Source organism: Novosphingobium sp. 17-62-19, from assembly GCF_002256775.1.
Taxonomy (GTDB): domain Bacteria; phylum Pseudomonadota; class Alphaproteobacteria; order Sphingomonadales; family Sphingomonadaceae; genus Novosphingobium.
In genome coordinates, this window is record NZ_NCII01000033.1 from 26,340 (window position 1) to 42,423 (window position 16,084).

Genomic DNA, 16,084 nt, shown 5'->3' on the forward strand with positions numbered 1-16,084 from the left:
GTCGACAGCGGCGCTGCAACGTGCCAGCTTTGCGACATTCCAAACAACGAGGCCCCATGCTGCATCACAAACTGCTGGAACAGGCGCAAGGCCACGCAGACGCCATCGTCGCCCTGCGCCGCGCCATCCATGCTGAGCCCGAACTTGGCCTGCACACGCCCAAAACGCGCGACAAGGTGCGCGCAGCACTCGCCCATTTGCCCCTCGAATGGCGTGAAGGGCCGTCCACCACCGGTCTGGTGGCGACGCTGAAGGGCAGGGCGGGACCGGGGCGGCGCGTGCTTCTGCGCGGCGATATGGACGCGCTGCCGATGACCGAGGAAACCGGCCTCGCCTTTTCCTCGACCATCCCCGGCGCGATGCACGCCTGCGGCCATGACACGCACACCGCCATGCTGGCCGGGGCGGCAGAGCTGCTGTGCGCCCGCGCTGACCAGCTCGCAGGCGAAGTGCAGTTCATGTTCCAACCCGGCGAAGAAGGCTATCACGGTGCCCGCTTCATGCTGGACGATGGGCTGATCGATCCGCTGCCCGATGCAGCCTTTGCGCTGCACGTCATGCCGAACAGCCCGCATGGATTGATTGCGGGCAAGGCAGGCGCGCTGCTTGCCTCGGCCGATCAATTCGACATTGTCGTGGAGGGGCGCGGCGGCCACGCCTCAATGCCGCACGATGCGCTTGATCCAGTGCCTGTGGCGTGCGAGATCGTTACCGCGTTGCAGGCCCTCGTCACGCGCAAGTTCCCTGTCAGCGATCCGGTCGTTGCCACGGTGGCAAAAATCGAGGCAGGCACCGCGCACAATGTCATCGCTGATCGCGTGGCGATGCGCGGAACCTTGCGCACCCTGTCTCCCACCAATCGCGCAGCCTTGCGCGAAGTGCTGGACCACGCCGCCACCCACATCGCGCAGGCGCACGGCATGACCGCCACGGTCACCATCAGCCCCGGCTTCCCTGTGACCGTTTGCGATTCCCGCGCGGTCGATCTTGGCGAAAAGGTGGTGCGCGCTATCACTGGCGACACCGGCTTCCACCGCCTCGACACCCCCATCATGGGCGCCGAAGACTTCTCCTATGTGCTCGAAAAAGTCCCCGGCGCGATGTTCTTCCTCGGCGTTGCGCATGAAGGCGTGGACTGGCGCGCGTGCTGCTCGATCCATTCCACCCGCATGATGGTGGACGAAAGCGTCCTGCCGCTTGGCACCGCCGTTCTGGCCGGTTGCGCCGAACGCTTTCTCGCAGAAGGATTTACCGCATGATCTGGTGGAATGGCGTCATGCCGTCGATAGAGCGCCTGACGAAGCTTGGCAGCAGTTCCATGCCCGCCCACCTTGGCATCGAATTCGTCGATTGCGGGCCAGACTGGATCCGCGCGCGGATGCCGGTCGATCATCGCACGCACCAGCCTTTCGGGCGGCTCCATGGCGGCGCATCAGTGGCGCTGGCCGAAACGATTGGTTCGATGGCAGGGGCGATGGTGGTCGACCCTGAAAAATTCGTCGGCGTGGGCATGGAAATCAACGCCAATCACTTGCGCCCCGTGCGCGAAGGCTGGGTCTACGCAACTGCAAGGCCAGAAGCGCTGGGCCGCACCACCCACGTTTGGTCGATCAGGATCGAAGATGAGGCAGGCAAGCTGGTCTGCATCTCGCGCTTCACGTTTGCCGTAATTCCGCTGGAAAGGCAGTGAGGCTGTGAATTTAATCACTTTTCTTGGAACCAAGCGATAGGAACGGCATTTCGGTGGTCAGGCACCACTGATATGAACAGAAACATTCCCGATAAATTTCCTCATACTGGCCCGATTGACCAGGCGCATACCGCGTTCGATCCCACCGCCGCGCGCGCCCGCGCAGAGCATCCTGAAGATACCTTCGCAGGAGCATCTGGCGTGCTGTTCGAACAGGCAATGGCGCAAACCCGCATGGCGATCTGCCTGTGCGATCCGCATCAGACGGACGTGCCGATCGTTTTTGCCAACAAGGCGTTCCGGCATCTGACCGGCTATGAAGACCACGAAATCGTCGGTCGCAACTGCCGCTTTCTGCAAGGTCCGAAAAGCGACCGCGCCACGCTTGACCGCATCCGCAAGGCGATTGCCGAAGAAGATGTGCTGGTGGTCGAGGTGATGAACTATCGCAAGGATGGCACGCCGTTCTGGAACGCGCTGCACCTTGGTCCTATCTATGATGCCGATGGGCGGCTGGTCTATATCCTCGGCAGCCAGTGGGACGTTTCCGATGTGCGCGCCGCGCGCGCCGATGAGCGCCACGCTCGCGATCTTGCCCGCGAATTGTCGCACCGCATGAAGAACATGTTCGCGGTGATCGGTGGCATCGTCAACTTCACCGGCCGGGTGCGCGGGATTGAAACCGAAGCGCGCGAGATCAACGAGCGCATTCAGGCGCTGGGTCGTGCCTATGAAACCACGCTGGACGATTCCCATCGCGGCACGGTCGAAGTCGGCCAGGCGATCCGCGCCGTTCTCGCGCCCTACGATCCCGATGGCACGCGCATTCGCTTTGAAGGCAATGGCCTGCGTTCGGATTTTGCCTCGGTTTCGGTGCTGGGCCTTTCGCTCCACGAACTCGCGGTCAACGCGCTCAAGCACGGTGCGCTGAGCAGCGGCGAGGGCCATGTCACCGTCGCGTGGCGCAGGAACGGTTCAGCCGATGGCCCCGCCATCAGCATTGATTGGACAGAGCACGGCAGCCTTCCCGGCGACCCGGCTCTGGCAAGTGTCATGTCAGGCAGCGACGGTATCGTTGATCGTATGCTCAACATGGCACGAGGAGGGATTGTAAGAGAATGGCACAGCGAGGGCCTGAGGGCGAAGCTGAACATCCCCCTGAGGGACCACGCGGAGTGACCGGGATGTATCCCTCTTCGGGCGAGCCGTGCCGTGTCCTCGTGCTGGATGATGAGCCGCTGATCCTGCTCGATCTGGAATTCGCCGTCGAAGACGCCGGGTGCAAGCCGCTTACCGCGCTCGATCTGGTTGAGGCGCTGGCCATCGTGCAGAACAATGCCATTTCCGCGGCGATCCTTGATGTCTCGCTGGGGCAGGGGCAAACCTGCGAACAAGTCGCCCGAACGCTGGCAGCGATGGGCATTCCCTATGTCTTGCACACTGGCGATCTTGATCGGATGGACGAGGCTGTACGCAGTCTTGGGGGCACACTGGTGCCAAAGCCCACGCCTGCTGCCGTGGTGGTTGCCCGCGCGCTGGAGCCACTGGCCATCCCGCTAGTGGATTGATTTTGACATTTGCATCCCCTGTCGGTTGGGATGGGTCTGCAAATGTCAAAATCGTAAAATCCACTAGAATCAAAAGCTTCTAGTGGTCCGAAAAACCGAATGTCAGAATCGGACCACTAGATTGAACACTTGCGCCGCGGCGCTGGTCCGCGCATCTGCATTGCAAATTAGGCAGGGCGATTCCATGAAAATGACGAACGAAGCGCGCGTGCTCGAAATGGTGGGCATCCACAATTTTCGCGACTATGGCGGCTATGCTGCGCGCGAAGGCCATTTGCGCAAAGGCGTGCTGTGGCGTTCTGGCCAGCACAGCGAAGCCACCGCCGAAGATCTCGCCCGCGTCCATGATTTGCGCATCGCCACTGTGATCGATTTGCGCGGTGACAGCGAGCGGCGCGGCAACCCCTGCCTGCGTCACGCCGAGTTTGCCGGAGAAGTGCTGTTCCACCCCGGTGAAACCGCCAGCGCCGAAGGCCGCGCTGCGCATGAAGAATTCGCGCGCGATGTCCACACGGCCGACGATGCGCGCCGCGCGATGAACACTCTTTACCAGACCTTACCGTTCCGCCCGGTCCTTGTCGGCACCTATCGCCTTTACATGCAGTCGCTGGCCGAACGTGACAGCGCCAGCCTGCTGCATTGCCTGGCCGGGAAGGACCGTACCGGCCTCGCTGCGGCGCTGGTCCATGATCTGCTTGGTGTCCATCCTGATGACATTGCGGCGGACTATCTTCTGACCAACACCGCCGGCAATGCTGAGGCGCGGATTGAGGCAGGGGCACGCCACGTCCGCGATGGATTTGGCATCAGTATGGACGATGCCGCCGTCCGCGTGCTGATGGGCGTGGAAAGCCTGTTTCTCGAAACTGCCTTTGCCGCCATCCGCGAAAGCCACGGTTCGGTCCAAGCCTACGCCGAAGCAGTATTGGGCGTTACGCCCGAAGTTCTCGCCGCGATGGAACGCAACCTGATCGACGCCTAAAGCGCTCCAAAGAAAATCTGTCCGATTGTTGCGGAAAAACCGGGCCGCACGGACTCGCTTTTGTGGTTGGCGCTGCTTATCTCGCCAGCCTTCGGAGGATATTTCTCATGGCGACCACGCACAAGACCCGTATGCTTATCATTGGCTCCGGCCCCGCCGGGCTTTCCGCCGCGATCTATGGCGCGCGCGCAGGGATGCAGCCAATCGTCGTGCAGGGTCTCCAGCCCGGCGGCCAGTTGACCATCACCACCGATGTCGAAAATTACCCCGGTTTCCGCGATGTGATCCAGGGGCCGTGGCTGATGCAGGAAATGCAGGCCCAGGCCGAACACGTTGGCACGCGCATGATGTGGGACACGATCCTCGATGTGACGATGGAAGGCTCACCCTTCCGCGCCATCGGCGATAGTGGCGATGTCTACGAAGGCGACGTTCTGGTCATCGCCACCGGTGCGCAGGCCAAATGGCTTGGCGTGCCGGGCGAACAGGAGCTTTCGGGCAAGGGTGTGTCAGCTTGTGCCACGTGCGACGGGTTCTTCTATCGCGGAAAGAAGGTCGTGGTGATCGGTGGCGGCAACACGGCGGTTGAAGAGGCGCTCTACCTCACCAACCACTCCACCGACGTCACCCTGATCCACCGTCGTGACAGCCTTCGCGCCGAAAAGATCCTGCAAGACCGCCTCCATGCGCACCCCAACATCAAGGTGCTGTGGAACCAGAAGGTTGACAGCTTCGTCAGCGAAGACGGCAAGGGCCTGACCGGGGTGAAGCTGATCGATACCGTGACCGGTGAACAATCGATCGAGCAGACCGACGGTGCCTTCGTTGCCATCGGCCACGCGCCCGCGACCGAACTGTTCAAGGGCAAACTGGAACTCGACGATAGCGGCTACATCGTGGTCGAACCCGGCACGCCTAAGACCGCCATTCCCGGCGTTTTCGCTTGCGGTGACGTGATGGATCACACCTATCGTCAGGCCGTGACGGCAGCAGGCACCGGCTGCATGGCCGCGCTGGACGCCGAACGCTTCCTTGCGGACCTGGACTACAAGGCCACGCAGACGGTCGAAGTGTAAACTGCAAACTCCCCTCCCGCAGGCGGGAGGGGAACCATTAAATCTCCCCTCCCGCAAGCGGGAGGGGTTGGGGGAGGGCATGTTGCCCCATCACCCCAGCATCAACTGTGAAGCGCCTCCACCAAACGCGCCTGCAACCACGCCCGCGCGGGCTCATCCGAAAAGCTGTGCGATCCGCTGTCGATCCGCTGCACGCGTGGATCGGCACCATCCCACACTTCGGCAAACATCTGCGCCGTGCGGTCACCATTGGCCAGCAGGATCGCAACCGATCCTTCAAACGCGGCTAGCCCTGCTTTCATCTCCGCCACCAGCCCAGAAGGCGTAGCGGGCGCAACTGCCGCAGCGCTGCGCAACCCCTTGAACAGCTTGCCAAGATTAACCCCGCCGGTCAGCAACCGCCAGACCTCGCGCGGATTGGTCAGCTTGGCGAGATAGCGGCTGCGGATCGCCGAAGCAGGCATCACCTGCGGCGCTTCCTCACCGTCGATCGTCCACGGATTGGCCAGCACCAGCCCCGCCAACGGCAGATCAGGCGCAAACAGCATCAGGGCCGCCGCTGCATCGCAATTGCCAAAAGCCACCACGCGCGAAACGTGCGGCGCGGCGGCCTTGAACGCGGCAATAGCTGCCGCAATGTCAGCCCCGGAATGGCGGAACGTCGGGTTCTCGCCCTCACTGTCACCCACCCCGCGCCGGTCATAGCGGAACACCGGAAAGCCCTCATGCGCCAGCCGAGCGGCCATCTGCGCCTGCCCGCACCACGCCCCGGCGCGAAGTTCATTCCCGCCCGAAACGATCAGCAGCCCGGTCGCACCACTCGCCTGCCCGATATCGAGCGTGCCGAACAGCCGCGCGCCCTCGCACAGGAACGTCACTTGCCGCCGCGTCACGTGGCGATCTCCGCCAGCACAATCTGCGCCAGTGCGGCCGATTGCTCGGTCGCTGCGGCTGGTTCGGCCCGCAGCCAAAGCCCGCCGCCGCCCAGTTCGCTTTGTGAAACAATGCGCTGGCCTTCGATCTGCGAAGTTGCGGTCTCAAGCCCTGCGATCAGCGATGCCCCGCAATGCCAGCCCGCCAGTTCCAGCCCTCCGCTGCGGCCAGCTTCAAGAAGCGCCGCGCTATCCTCCTGCCGCCCGGCCTCACGCGCAGAAATCACCCGCGCGCGCAGCAGTTGCCGCAGGATCGATCCGCCCTTGGCCGGTTCCAGAACCAGTCCCGGCAGGGTATGCGGAAACACCAGCGCCCCACCGCGCACCGCCAGCACATCAGTCGCGCCAAAGTGCCGCGCCGCCTGCGCCATCGCGCGCCGCCATGCGTGGAGGCTCTGCGCAGAAAAGGCCTGCAAACTCTCGTTACAGCCGGGCAGATCGGGCAGGAAGCTGTCCACGCCTGCCTCATCGAGCAGCCGCATCGTATCGACCAGCATCCGCCGCGTGCGGTTGGCTTCATCGAACAGGGCCGGCACGATCAGCAGCCGAACCATGCGGCCGCGATCAAACGCGAAAGCATATTCCTCGCTCTGCCCATGCGGGCCGGGGCAGGGCCAGGATGCGATCATATTCAGGCCTTTTCGGCGACCTTGCTTTCAAGGAACGCGAGGAGATTGCCGTAGCTTTCCAGCAGTTCGCCATCGACCTCGTCATCTTCGATCACGACGTCGAGCCGGTCCTCGATTTCGGTGAGGAGACCTGCCACCGCCATCGAATCCAGTTCTGGCAGATCGCCGAACAGGCCGGTCGACGCATCGAACGCGGCGACCCGGTCCGGGGAGAGTCCAAGCACGTCGGAAAGGATCGCGCGGAGGGTGCTGTCGGTGTCGCTCTCAGTGTCGCTCATCGTATCCCGGTGCCGTTCAGGTGCGTTTAGGTGCAGTTTGGTGCATCTAGGTGTCGTTCGGAGAAGTGGCCTTAACCATCGCGGTTCGGGGAAACAAGGGGTTGCAGCTTGTAACGTGCAAGTGCCCGGACCATAGTGGGCCAGTGCCGCACCGCCGTCTTTCGCCATGCGCGTACACGCCAGCGGGTGCGCACGTCCTCCATCCAGTCGCGCTTGTAGGGATCGTCACCAGTCCCGAAATCGACCAGAGAAACGCCATCGCGATCAATGACATGCTCGAACATCGCAGCGCTCAGCAGCGTGCCGGGCGATTGCTTGCGGAAGCGTTCGTCATGCGCCAGCTTGTGAATGAAGGCCGTTCCGCCCTCCACGGTCCAGAACTGCGCGGCTACCGGCTGTCCGCCGATTTCGGCAATCCCCAGCCGCAAGCGCCCAGCCGCGCCGTCCATCTCGGCCCAGCGCCGCAGGAAATCGGGCGATCCTTCGCCGGGCTTCCAGCTTAGCTTGTAGACGGCCTCGTAAGCGTCCCAATCGGTGGGCGAAAATTCAGTGACGATGCGAAGCGCCACTTCGCCTTTGCGCCCTTTGCGCCGCACTGTTTCGCGCAGCGCGCCGGGGCGGGCGGACCAGTACTGGGCAAAGCTTCGGTCCTTCACAGGCAACACGTGGTTAGAGTCGCAAGGCTCTGAAATCGCGACCCAACCTGTGCGGCGCAGCGCATCGGCCAACTGGCGCGCATCCTCTTCCGGCATCGGCGCAAAGGACGCGCGGCCCACAGGCAGACTTCGCGTGATCTCTGAAAGAAGCACCGCATCCCCCAGCGGACGCGCGATAAAGTTGTACCAGTTGGCCAGCGCTTCGGCCCCGCCATGGGCTTCCATCCACGGTAGCGCGGCCACTTGCGTACCGTTGGAGGCAACGCTCACCCGCGGTTTTGCGGGGGCGAGGCACATTTCGCAGAGCAGGGCGAGCCAGTCGAGCCGCTCGAAGGGCGAGGGGCCTTGCACTGCAAGAACGCCCGCATCTGCTTGCGCTTCTTTAAGACTGGCGTGATAGACCTTCAAAACGATACCAATTCCTGTGCCGAGACCTGCGTGCCCGAAAGCCCCGATCCCACTGTATTTCCGCTCGATCACCTTGCACTGCGCGGGGCACGGTCCGCGCCCGCGCTGGTGCTGCGCGATCGGACTCTTAGCCATGAAGAGTTAAACGCGCGTGTAAGTGCGCTGGCGAAGTGGCTGAAATCGCAGGTGGGCGAAGCAGGCGCGCGGGTGGCGACGTGGTTGCCCAAGACCGAACTCGCCTGCCTGATGCCGCTGGCGGCGGTGCGCGCCGGGCTGGTGCATGTGCCGATCAACCCGTTGCTCAAGCGGGCTCAAGTAACGCATATACTTGGTGATTCCGGGGCTGCATTGCTGATCGCCAACAAGGCGCGGCTGGATACGCTGGAGCCGGGCGATGCTGCTTGTGCGGTGTTCGAGGAACCGAAGGTCTGGGCCGAAGTCGAGGAGCAGGGCGGAGAATTGCCGCCATCGAGCGCTGCGCCGGAGAGCCTTGCTGCGATTCTTTACACCAGTGGATCGACCGGGCGGCCCAAGGGAGTGATGCTTTCGCAGGCGAACTTGTGGCTCGGCGCGGTGAGCGTCGCACACTACCTGAAGATCACGCCCGACGACCGCGTGCTGGCGGTGCTGCCGCTGGCGTTCGATTACGGGCAGAACCAGTTATTTTCGACTTGGTACGCTAGTGGCAGCGTGGTGCCGCTCGATTATCTGACGCCACGCGATGTGGTGAAAGCGGTGGCGAAACATGGGGTTACGACCATCGCCGCCGTGCCGCCTCTGTGGCTGCAACTGGCGGAACTTGATTGGCCAGAGGACGCTGCGGCCAGCCTGAAGCGCATGACCAACAGCGGCGGGGCGCTCACGCTCTCGCTGGTCCGCGCGCTGCGCACGAAGTTTCCTGCGGCCGATCTTTACCCGATGTACGGATTGACCGAGGCGTTTCGGTCTACCTTTCTCGATCCCGCGCTGGTGGACGAACATCCTACCTCGATGGGCAAGGCCATTCCGTTCGCAGAAGTGCTTGTCGTCAATGACTTGGGGGCGGAAGCTGCGGCGGAGGAAGAGGGTGAACTGGTCCATACCGGTCCACTGGTGGCGCAAGGGTACTGGCAGGATGCGGAGCGCACAGCCGAGCGGTTCAAGCCAGCGCCTGCGTTTTCAAAGCTGGGCGGCATGGCCGTCTGGTCGGGCGACAGGGTGAAGCGGGACGCGGCGGGATTGCTGCATTTCGTCGGTCGGCGCGATGCGATGATCAAGACCAGTGGCAATCGCGTGAGCCCGCAGGAAGTGGAAGAAGCGGCAGTGGCAACGGGCTTGGTGGCCGAGGCAGTGGCGCTGGGTCTGCCCGATCCGCAACTGGGGCAGGCGATCCATCTGGTGGCGCGCGCAATGCCGGATGCTGTGAAGGATGAGCTTATTCCTGCACTAACACGCGCGCTGCCCAATTTCATGGTGCCGCGCCATGTCCATTGGCGTGACGCGATGCCGGTCAGTCCGAACGGGAAACTGGACCGGGTTGCGCTGGCGGCGGAACTGGCGGAGGGGAATGTGCGATGAAACCGCTCGGCCCCATTCCACCCGGATTTGATACTATCGATGGCGTGCTGGCCATTGACGGACGCAAGGTGACCGATCTGGTCGCCGAGGCGGGCGGGACGCCGCTGTTCGTCTATTCGCGCGACATGCTGAGCGCGCGCGTGGTGGCGCTGCGGGCCGCGATGCCACAGCGGCTGGCGATTCATTATGCCGTTAAAGCAAATCCTTACGCGCCACTTTTGCGGCACATGCTGAATCTGGTCGACGGATTCGATATAGCCTCGGGCGGAGAACTGGCCATCGTGCAAAGCGCGGGAATCGATCCGGGGCGCGTCAGCTTTGCCGGGCCGGGCAAGCGCGATGCTGAACTGGAAGCGGCGATTGCGGCGGGGGTGACGCTCAATCTTGAATCCGAAGGTGAGGCCAACCGCGCGATGGCGATTGCCGAGCGGCTGGGCGTGACGCCCAAGCTGGCGATCCGCGTGAACCCAGAGTTCGATCTGAAGGGATCGGGCATGAAGATGGGTGGCGGGGCCAAACCGTTCGGCATTGACGAAGAGCGCGTGCCCGCGCTGGGCCGCAAGTTGATCGAAGCCGGTGTGGACTGGCGGGGCTTCCATATTTTCGCAGGAAGTCAGGCGCTTTCCGCCGATGCGATCATCGGGACGCAGCGGCAGACTTTGGCGCTGGCCGCGCGGCTGGCGGACGAGATTGGCGCAGCGCTGCCCAAGTGCAATCTGGGTGGTGGCTTGGGCATTCCCTATTTCCCCGGTGACGAACCGGTGGACATCACTGCTGTGGGTGCGGCGCTGGCCGAGCGCTTTGCCGATTTGCCCGATGCGCTGAAAGAGACGGCGTTCTGCATCGAACTTGGCCGCTATCTCGTTGGCGAATCAGGGGTTTATCTGGCCACTGTGGTGGACCGCAAGGTCAGCCACGGAGAGGTCTATCTTGTGACCGATGGCGGACTGCATCACCAGCTTGCCGCGTCCGGCAACTTTGGCACGGTGGTGCGCCGCAACTATCCCAGCGCTATCGCCACGCGGTTCGGGGCTGAGGTTGAGGAAGAGGCCAGCATAGTCGGCTGTCTTTGCACCCCACTTGACCGGCTGGCAGACAAGGGCGGGTTTCCGCGCGCTGATGTTGGTGATCTCGTCGCAATTTTTTGCGCCGGTGCCTATGGAGCCAGCGCCAGTCCTGCCGCCTTCCTTGGGCAGGGTCCAGCGCGGGAAGTTCTGATCTGAAAATCTTTTGGTAGCAGCGCGATAGGTTTCCGCTGTTAACCATTGCATTTCGGGCAGTCCCGCTTCGGGACATAGGTGAAAGCCGCCTTGGCGTCATCTCTTGCAGCAATCAAGGCTAACGCAATCTTCACCCTTTTTGGCGATAGCCGAGCGTGAATTGCGGTCCCTGCGATCCATGCGCCTGAACGCAGGGGTGGGGGAAAGCCGCAGCAAGAAGGAATATTCATGCCGTTGAATACCCGCATAACCCGCATGTTGGCCGGAACGGCGATGCTCAGCCTTGCCCTGACGGGGTGTGGCGGCGTGGGCGGCGGGGCGCAATTGCCGCCAGCTTCGTTCGTGGCGCTTCAGGAAGGGCCGGGCGAGGAGTACGTGATCGGGCCGCTGGATGAGCTGACGATCTTTGTGTGGCGCAATCCTGAACTTGGCGCATCGGTGCAGGTCCGCCCGGACGGGCGCATCACCACGCCACTGATCACCGACATGCCGGCGGTGGGCAAGACGCCTTCGATGCTGTCAGAGGACATCAAGCTCCAGCTTTCGCAGTACATTCAGGAGCCGATCGTTTCGGTCATCGTCAACAAATTTGCCGGCACGTTCAGCCAGCAGGTGCGGATTGTGGGGGCGACCGAAAAGCCCGCGTCGATCCCGTTCCGCGCGAACATGACGCTGCTTGACGCGATGATCGCGGTGGGTGGCCTGTCCGAATATGCCGCCGCCAACAAGGCGCGGCTGGTGCGTTTTGACAAGCAATCGGGCAGCCAGAAGGAATATGCCGTGCGCATCGGCGATTTGCTGCGCAAGGGCGATACCAAGGCCAACGTCCTGCTGATGCCGGGCGACGTGATTATCATCCCTGAGTCGATGTTCTGAGCGGCAGGCGGGGAACACGGCGGCCATGAGCAGCATCTATGAGGAAGTGCGCATTGCGCTCCACGGCATCTGGACCCGGCGCTGGATCGCGCTGGCGATCGCCTGGGCGGTGTGCATGGCCGGTTGGCTGGTGGTGGCGATGGTGCCCAACAGCTATGAATCCAAGGCGCGCATCTTTGTGCAAATCGACGACGTGCTGGCCGACCAGATCGGCATCGGCGGCGATCGCAAGCGCGATATTGAGCGCGTGCGCCAGACGCTTACGAGTTCGGTGAACCTCGAAAAGGTGATCCGCGCGACGCGGCTGGGCGACAAGGTGACCGACGACAAGCAGATGCAGGCGGCGGTGGAATCGCTGGGCAAGGACGTGAAAGTCGTCAGCCAGCAGGATAACCTGTTCGAGATCACCGGTTTTGCGGGTGGTGGCGGGCGCAACGATGGCGAGAATGCCAAGCTGGCGCAGGACATCGTGCAGAAGATGATCGACATTTTCCGCGAGGAAAACCTTGCCGGTGGACGCGGAGAAATGACCGATACGCTGGCCTTCATGGACCAGCAACTGGCCAGCCGTAAGAAGGATCTGGAAGCAGCTGAACTGAAGCGGACCGAATTCGAAGCCAAGAACGTCGGGTTCATTCCCGGCATCGGGTCGATCTCTACCAAGCTGGAAGCGGCGCGTGGGCAGTTGCGCGATGTTGAATCGAACCTGCTGGCGGCACAGAGCGCGCTGGCTTCGATCAACGGGCAGCTTTCGGGCACGCCTCAGACGATTGCCGTTGCAGGCCCGGCAGGCGGAGCCAAGGGTGCGCTGGCGCAGGCCCAGTCCGATCTTGGGTCGATGCGCGCACGCGGGCTGACCGACAGCCATCCCGATGTGATTGCGGTGAAGGGCCAGATTGCCGGCCTGCAAAAGGCGGCTGCTGGCGAGGGCGGTGCCGGGGGCACGCTCAACCCGGCCTATTCGTCGCTTATTTCGATCAAGGCTGACCGTGAAGCGAGCATTGTGGCGCTGCAATCGCGCAAAGGTTCGCTCCAGGCCGAAATCGCGCAACTCTCCGCACAGCAGTTCAGCGAGCCGACCGTGGCTGCGGAAGCCGCGCGCATCAGCCGCGATTATGACGTTTACAAAGAGCAGTACGACAAGCTGCTGCGTGACCGCGAACAGCTGCGTCTGCGCGGGCAGGTGGAAACCGAGCGTGATGCGGTGAAGTTCGAAGTGATCGATCCGCCGACGATGCCGACTGGCCCTTCGGCGCCTGATCGCCCCCTGCTGCTAATGCTGGTGCTGGTCGTGGGGGTTGGCGCGGGCGGGGCCGGGGCCTTTGCCCTGGCGCAGTTGAAGTCTGCCTATTCGACCACGGGCCAACTGGAACGCTCCACCGGCCTGCCGGTGCTGGGCGGCGTGTCTGAGGCGGTGACGCGGGTGGCGCGGGCTGAACGTGCGAGGCGGCTCAAGTGGTTTGTGGGCGGCTTGGCTGGCCTGTTCGTTGTCCTGTTCGTCCTGCTCGGCGTGGAAATGCTGAAGCGCGGCATGGTGGCCTGAGGAGGATCGAACGATGACCGACCAGAGCAAGATCCCACTTCCGCCATCCGGCCCGTCGCTGATCGAGCGGGCATCGGGAACATTTGATTTCCGCACGCTGACGCGGCCCGTGATGCCCGACCTTCCGCCTGCGCCGAAGCCGGTGGCTGCGGCCCCTGTGGCCCCTGCTCCTGTCGCTGCGCCCGCACCCTTTGCACCGCCGCCGCCTGAACCCATCGTGGAAGTGAGCCGTTTTACCGGGGCCTATCACAAGATTGACCGCGAACATTTGCGCGAGCAGTGCATTATCGAGCCGGAAAGCGCGGTGACAGGCACGCTCGAAGAGTTTCGCATCATCAAGCGGCAATTGCTGCGTGTGGCCGCCGAATCGCGGGGCGGGCAGGGTACGCGGCATGGTGAGCGCATCCTGATCGCGTCGGCGCATCCGGGCGAGGGCAAGACCTTCTGCGCGGTGAATCTCGCCATCTCGATCGCGGCGGAAAAGGACAACGAAGTCCTGCTCGTCGACGCCGATTTCGCCAAGCCTTCGGTCCTGTCCACGCTCGGCCTGCCGGGCGGCAAGGGGCTGATGGACGCGCTGGCCGATCCTTCGCTGCCGGTGGAAGATTGCGTGATCGGCACTGACATTGCCGGGCTCTATGTGCTGCCTGCCGGTAATGCCACGGGATCGGACACCGAATACCTTGCCTCTGCGCGCACCAATGCGGTGCTCGATCGGCTGACGGCACATTCGCCCAGCCGTATCGTTATTTTCGATTCACCCCCCGTGCTGGCGGCTTCGCCTGCCACGGTGCTTGCCAACCATGTCGGCCAGACGGTCGTCGTAGTGCGCGCCGATGTGACCGGCGAGGCTGCATTGCGCGATGCGGTGGGCCTGCTTGGCGCATGTGAAGACATCAAGCTCCTGCTCAACGGCACCCGCTTTTCAACCACGGGCCGCCGATTTGGCACTTATTACGGATACAAGGAATGACCAGACCGGCTCTTTCCCTCCGCTTGGCTCTGCTCGCTGCTACGGCGTTTGCGGCAGCCCCGGCACATGCGCAGTCGCTCGACTATGAAGGCATGGACGGGGGCGATGCGCCTGCATCCAGCGCGTCCTCCTCACGCAGCGGCGGCAGTGGTGCGCGCACCACGGTGCGGCCCTATATCGAGGCCGTGCAGAACGTGCTGTGGGAGCTTTCCCCCGGCGATGACGTCCTGACTTACAGTTCACTGGCAGCAGGCGTTGACGTGGCTTTGCGCGGACGGCGGACCGAAGGCGCGATCTCGGTGCGGTACGAACGCCGCATCTCGCAGTCTGACCGGGTGGCCGATGGTGATACGCTGTCGGGCCTCGCCCGCGTGCGCCACGACCTGATTCCGCGCACGCTTTCCGTGGAAGCAGGTGCTTTGGCAACGCGCAGCAACATTGGCGCTGGCGGTGCGTCGGCGCTGAATGCCTTGGCTAACAATGATGCAGTGAGCCAGATCTACTCGCTCTATGCAGGGCCAGCGTTGTCCACCAATGTGGGCGACGTGGCGGTTTCGGCGTCCTATCTGGTCGGTTACAACCGGCTGGAGCAGGAGAACGTGCTGCAGGGTTCCGCCGGCCAACCGCTGAACGATATTTTCGATGATTCGGTCGTCCAATCGGCACAGCTTTCGGCAGGCGTTGCGCCGGGCACCGTGTTGCCGGTGGGCGTGACGGCTTCTGGCTCGTACTTCCAGGAAGACATCTCGAACCTCGACCAGCGTGTGCGCGATGTGCGTGGCGGTGTGCAGGTGACCTTGCCGGTGAGCATGTCGCTCGCTGTGGTGGGGGCGATTGGTTACGAGGACGTTGAAATCTCGTCACGCGATGCCGTGCGCGATGGCAATGGCGTTGCGCTGATCGGCGACGATGGTCGTTTCGTTACCGACAAGTCGCAGCCGCGCCAGATCGCCTACGAAACCGATGGCTTGACGTGGGACGCAGGCGTGATGTGGCGGCCAAGCCGTCGCACCGCGCTCTCGGCTTTCGTCGGCCGCCGCTATGACAGCACCACGTACTACGGCAGTTTCTCTTACGTGCCCGATGCCCGCAGCCAGTTGACCATCGCCGCTTCCGACAACATCTCCGGCTTTGGCGGGCAGGTGACGCGGGCATTGCGCGATCTGCCGACCGATTTTGAAGTGACGCGCAATCCCTTCAACGGCCAGATTGGCGGCTGTGCCAATGGATCGCAGGCTGGTGGTTGCGTGAACAACGCGCTGTCGTCCGTCTCATCAGCGGTGTTCCGTGCGCGCAGCATCAACGGCACCTATTCGCGTCAGATCGGCCGCATGACCGCCGGGATCGGCGCAGGTTACATCCGCCGCAGCTTCATCGCACGCGCAGATTCGGTGCTGGGTGCAGCGAACGGGTTGATTGATGAAAGCTACTACGTGAACGCAGGGCTGAACGGCCCGATCGATCGCCGTTCGAGCTTTGCCATTTCGGCCTATTCCGCTTGGTTCGAGCCGGGTTCAAGCAACCTTGGCAGCAGCACGGCGGTGGGCGCAAATGCTTCTTATTTCCGCAACCTGACCGACCGCTTAGCAGCTTCCGCAGCTGTCGGTATAGATAGTTTTAACCAAAATTTGCTTGAAGATCAGACAATTGCATCCGGCCTTGTTGGCCTGCGTTACAGCTTCTGATGCCTGGAGAC

16 protein-coding genes are annotated in these 16,084 nt (G+C 63.0%); 12 read left to right on the forward strand and 4 right to left on the reverse strand.

Translation table 11 applies throughout. The annotated features are described in order from the left end of the window. The first annotated feature begins 56 nt into the window (after window positions 1-56). The 6 genes from B7X90_RS07925 (at window position 57) to trxB (ending at window position 5,316) form a co-directional block, all read left to right on the forward strand. Window positions 57-1,259 (forward strand): M20 family metallopeptidase, encoded by a 1,203-nt coding sequence (locus B7X90_RS07925; RefSeq protein WP_292623327.1) that lies wholly within the window; start codon window positions 57-59, stop codon window positions 1,257-1,259. Beyond that, the gene (locus tag B7X90_RS07930) at window positions 1,256-1,690 is read left to right on the forward strand and encodes a hotdog fold thioesterase (protein ID WP_292623329.1); all 435 of its coding nucleotides are present in this window, start codon (window positions 1,256-1,258) and stop codon (window positions 1,688-1,690) included. The genes B7X90_RS07925 and B7X90_RS07930 overlap by 4 nt, the downstream gene beginning before the upstream one ends. A 72-nt stretch (window positions 1,691-1,762) precedes the next feature. Then, window positions 1,763-2,869: a PAS domain-containing protein gene (locus B7X90_RS07935; protein WP_292623331.1), complete on the forward strand. Its 1,107-nt coding sequence runs from the start codon at window positions 1,763-1,765 to the stop codon at window positions 2,867-2,869. 5 nt (window positions 2,870-2,874) lie between these two features. Further along, window positions 2,875-3,258 carry a response regulator gene (locus B7X90_RS07940; protein WP_292623377.1) on the forward strand — a complete coding sequence of 128 codons (384 nt, stop codon included), beginning with the start codon at window positions 2,875-2,877 and terminating at the stop codon, window positions 3,256-3,258. Between the two features lie 184 nt (window positions 3,259-3,442). After that, window positions 3,443-4,240: a tyrosine-protein phosphatase gene (locus tag B7X90_RS07945; protein WP_292623334.1), complete on the forward strand. Its 798-nt coding sequence runs from the start codon at window positions 3,443-3,445 to the stop codon at window positions 4,238-4,240. A 107-nt stretch (window positions 4,241-4,347) separates the two neighbouring features. After that, on the forward strand, window positions 4,348-5,316 hold the full coding sequence (trxB, locus tag B7X90_RS07950; RefSeq protein ID WP_292623336.1) for a thioredoxin-disulfide reductase: 969 nt from the start codon (window positions 4,348-4,350) through the stop codon (window positions 5,314-5,316). A gap of 101 nt (window positions 5,317-5,417) precedes the next feature. On the opposite strand, the gene B7X90_RS07955 is transcribed toward trxB, so the two are convergent. The 4 genes from B7X90_RS07955 to B7X90_RS07970 form a co-directional block, all read right to left on the reverse strand. Then, complete coding sequence (locus B7X90_RS07955) at window positions 5,418-6,209, reverse strand: hydrolase 1, exosortase A system-associated (RefSeq protein WP_292623339.1); 792 nt, start codon at window positions 6,207-6,209, stop codon at window positions 5,418-5,420. After that, a complete protein-coding gene (locus tag B7X90_RS07960) occupies window positions 6,206-6,877 on the reverse strand; it encodes a hypothetical protein (RefSeq protein WP_292623341.1) in 672 nt (223 codons plus the stop codon). Before B7X90_RS07960 ends, B7X90_RS07955 begins: the two co-directional genes overlap by 4 nt. Window positions 6,878-6,879: 2 nt before the next feature. Beyond that, complete coding sequence (locus B7X90_RS07965; RefSeq protein ID WP_292623343.1) at window positions 6,880-7,155, reverse strand: acyl carrier protein; 276 nt, start codon at window positions 7,153-7,155, stop codon at window positions 6,880-6,882. A gap of 71 nt (window positions 7,156-7,226) precedes the next feature. Continuing rightward, the gene (locus tag B7X90_RS07970) at window positions 7,227-8,219 is read right to left on the reverse strand and encodes a GNAT family N-acetyltransferase (RefSeq protein ID WP_292623344.1); all 993 of its coding nucleotides are present in this window, start codon (window positions 8,217-8,219) and stop codon (window positions 7,227-7,229) included. Window positions 8,220-8,249: 30 nt separating this feature from the next. Here B7X90_RS07970 and B7X90_RS07975 point away from each other — a divergent pair, with 30 nt between their 5' ends. The 6 genes from B7X90_RS07975 to B7X90_RS08000 all read left to right on the forward strand — a co-directional run bounded on the left by B7X90_RS07975 (window position 8,250) and on the right by B7X90_RS08000 (window position 16,073). Further along, complete coding sequence (locus B7X90_RS07975) at window positions 8,250-9,776, forward strand: acyl-CoA ligase (AMP-forming), exosortase A system-associated (protein ID WP_292623379.1); 1,527 nt, start codon at window positions 8,250-8,252, stop codon at window positions 9,774-9,776. Further along, entirely contained in the window at window positions 9,773-10,999 is a 1,227-nt protein-coding gene (locus tag B7X90_RS07980) for a pyridoxal-dependent decarboxylase, exosortase A system-associated (RefSeq protein WP_292623345.1), read from the forward strand. The genes B7X90_RS07975 and B7X90_RS07980 overlap by 4 nt, the downstream gene beginning before the upstream one ends. A 225-nt stretch (window positions 11,000-11,224) precedes the next feature. Beyond that, window positions 11,225-11,872, forward strand: a complete 648-nt coding sequence (locus B7X90_RS07985) for an XrtA/PEP-CTERM system exopolysaccharide export protein (protein ID WP_292623346.1) — start codon at window positions 11,225-11,227, stop codon at window positions 11,870-11,872. Window positions 11,873-11,897: 25 nt separating this feature from the next. After that, window positions 11,898-13,415 (forward strand): XrtA system polysaccharide chain length determinant, encoded by a 1,518-nt coding sequence (locus B7X90_RS07990; protein ID WP_292623348.1) that lies wholly within the window; start codon window positions 11,898-11,900, stop codon window positions 13,413-13,415. Between the two features lie 13 nt (window positions 13,416-13,428). Beyond that, window positions 13,429-14,388, forward strand: coding sequence for an AAA family ATPase (locus tag B7X90_RS07995; protein ID WP_292623349.1), 960 nt, complete (start codon window positions 13,429-13,431; stop codon window positions 14,386-14,388). Then, the gene (locus B7X90_RS08000) at window positions 14,385-16,073 is read left to right on the forward strand and encodes a preprotein translocase subunit YajC (protein WP_292623350.1); all 1,689 of its coding nucleotides are present in this window, start codon (window positions 14,385-14,387) and stop codon (window positions 16,071-16,073) included. Before B7X90_RS07995 ends, B7X90_RS08000 begins: the two co-directional genes overlap by 4 nt. Window positions 16,074-16,084 lie beyond the last annotated feature (11 nt).

Bases quoted from the DNA above. Each gene is read 5' to 3' on its own strand.
- B7X90_RS07925 (WP_292623327.1), top strand. From the start codon at position 57: ATGCTGCATCACAAACTGCTGGAACAGGCGCAAGGCCACGCAGACGCC.
- B7X90_RS07930 (WP_292623329.1), top strand. From the start codon at position 1,256: ATGATCTGGTGGAATGGCGTCATGCCGTCGATAGAGCGCCTGACGAAG.
- B7X90_RS07935 (WP_292623331.1), top strand. From the start codon at position 1,763: ATGAACAGAAACATTCCCGATAAATTTCCTCATACTGGCCCGATTGAC.
- B7X90_RS07940 (WP_292623377.1), top strand. From the start codon at position 2,875: ATGTATCCCTCTTCGGGCGAGCCGTGCCGTGTCCTCGTGCTGGATGAT.
- B7X90_RS07945 (WP_292623334.1), top strand. From the start codon at position 3,443: ATGAAAATGACGAACGAAGCGCGCGTGCTCGAAATGGTGGGCATCCAC.
- trxB (WP_292623336.1), top strand. From the start codon at position 4,348: ATGGCGACCACGCACAAGACCCGTATGCTTATCATTGGCTCCGGCCCC.
- B7X90_RS07960 (WP_292623341.1), bottom strand. From the start codon at position 6,877: ATGATCGCATCCTGGCCCTGCCCCGGCCCGCATGGGCAGAGCGAGGAA.
- B7X90_RS07965 (WP_292623343.1), bottom strand. From the start codon at position 7,155: ATGAGCGACACTGAGAGCGACACCGACAGCACCCTCCGCGCGATCCTT.
- B7X90_RS07980 (WP_292623345.1), top strand. From the start codon at position 9,773: ATGAAACCGCTCGGCCCCATTCCACCCGGATTTGATACTATCGATGGC.
- B7X90_RS07985 (WP_292623346.1), top strand. From the start codon at position 11,225: ATGCCGTTGAATACCCGCATAACCCGCATGTTGGCCGGAACGGCGATG.
- B7X90_RS07990 (WP_292623348.1), top strand. From the start codon at position 11,898: ATGAGCAGCATCTATGAGGAAGTGCGCATTGCGCTCCACGGCATCTGG.
- B7X90_RS07995 (WP_292623349.1), top strand. From the start codon at position 13,429: ATGACCGACCAGAGCAAGATCCCACTTCCGCCATCCGGCCCGTCGCTG.
- B7X90_RS08000 (WP_292623350.1), top strand. From the start codon at position 14,385: ATGACCAGACCGGCTCTTTCCCTCCGCTTGGCTCTGCTCGCTGCTACG.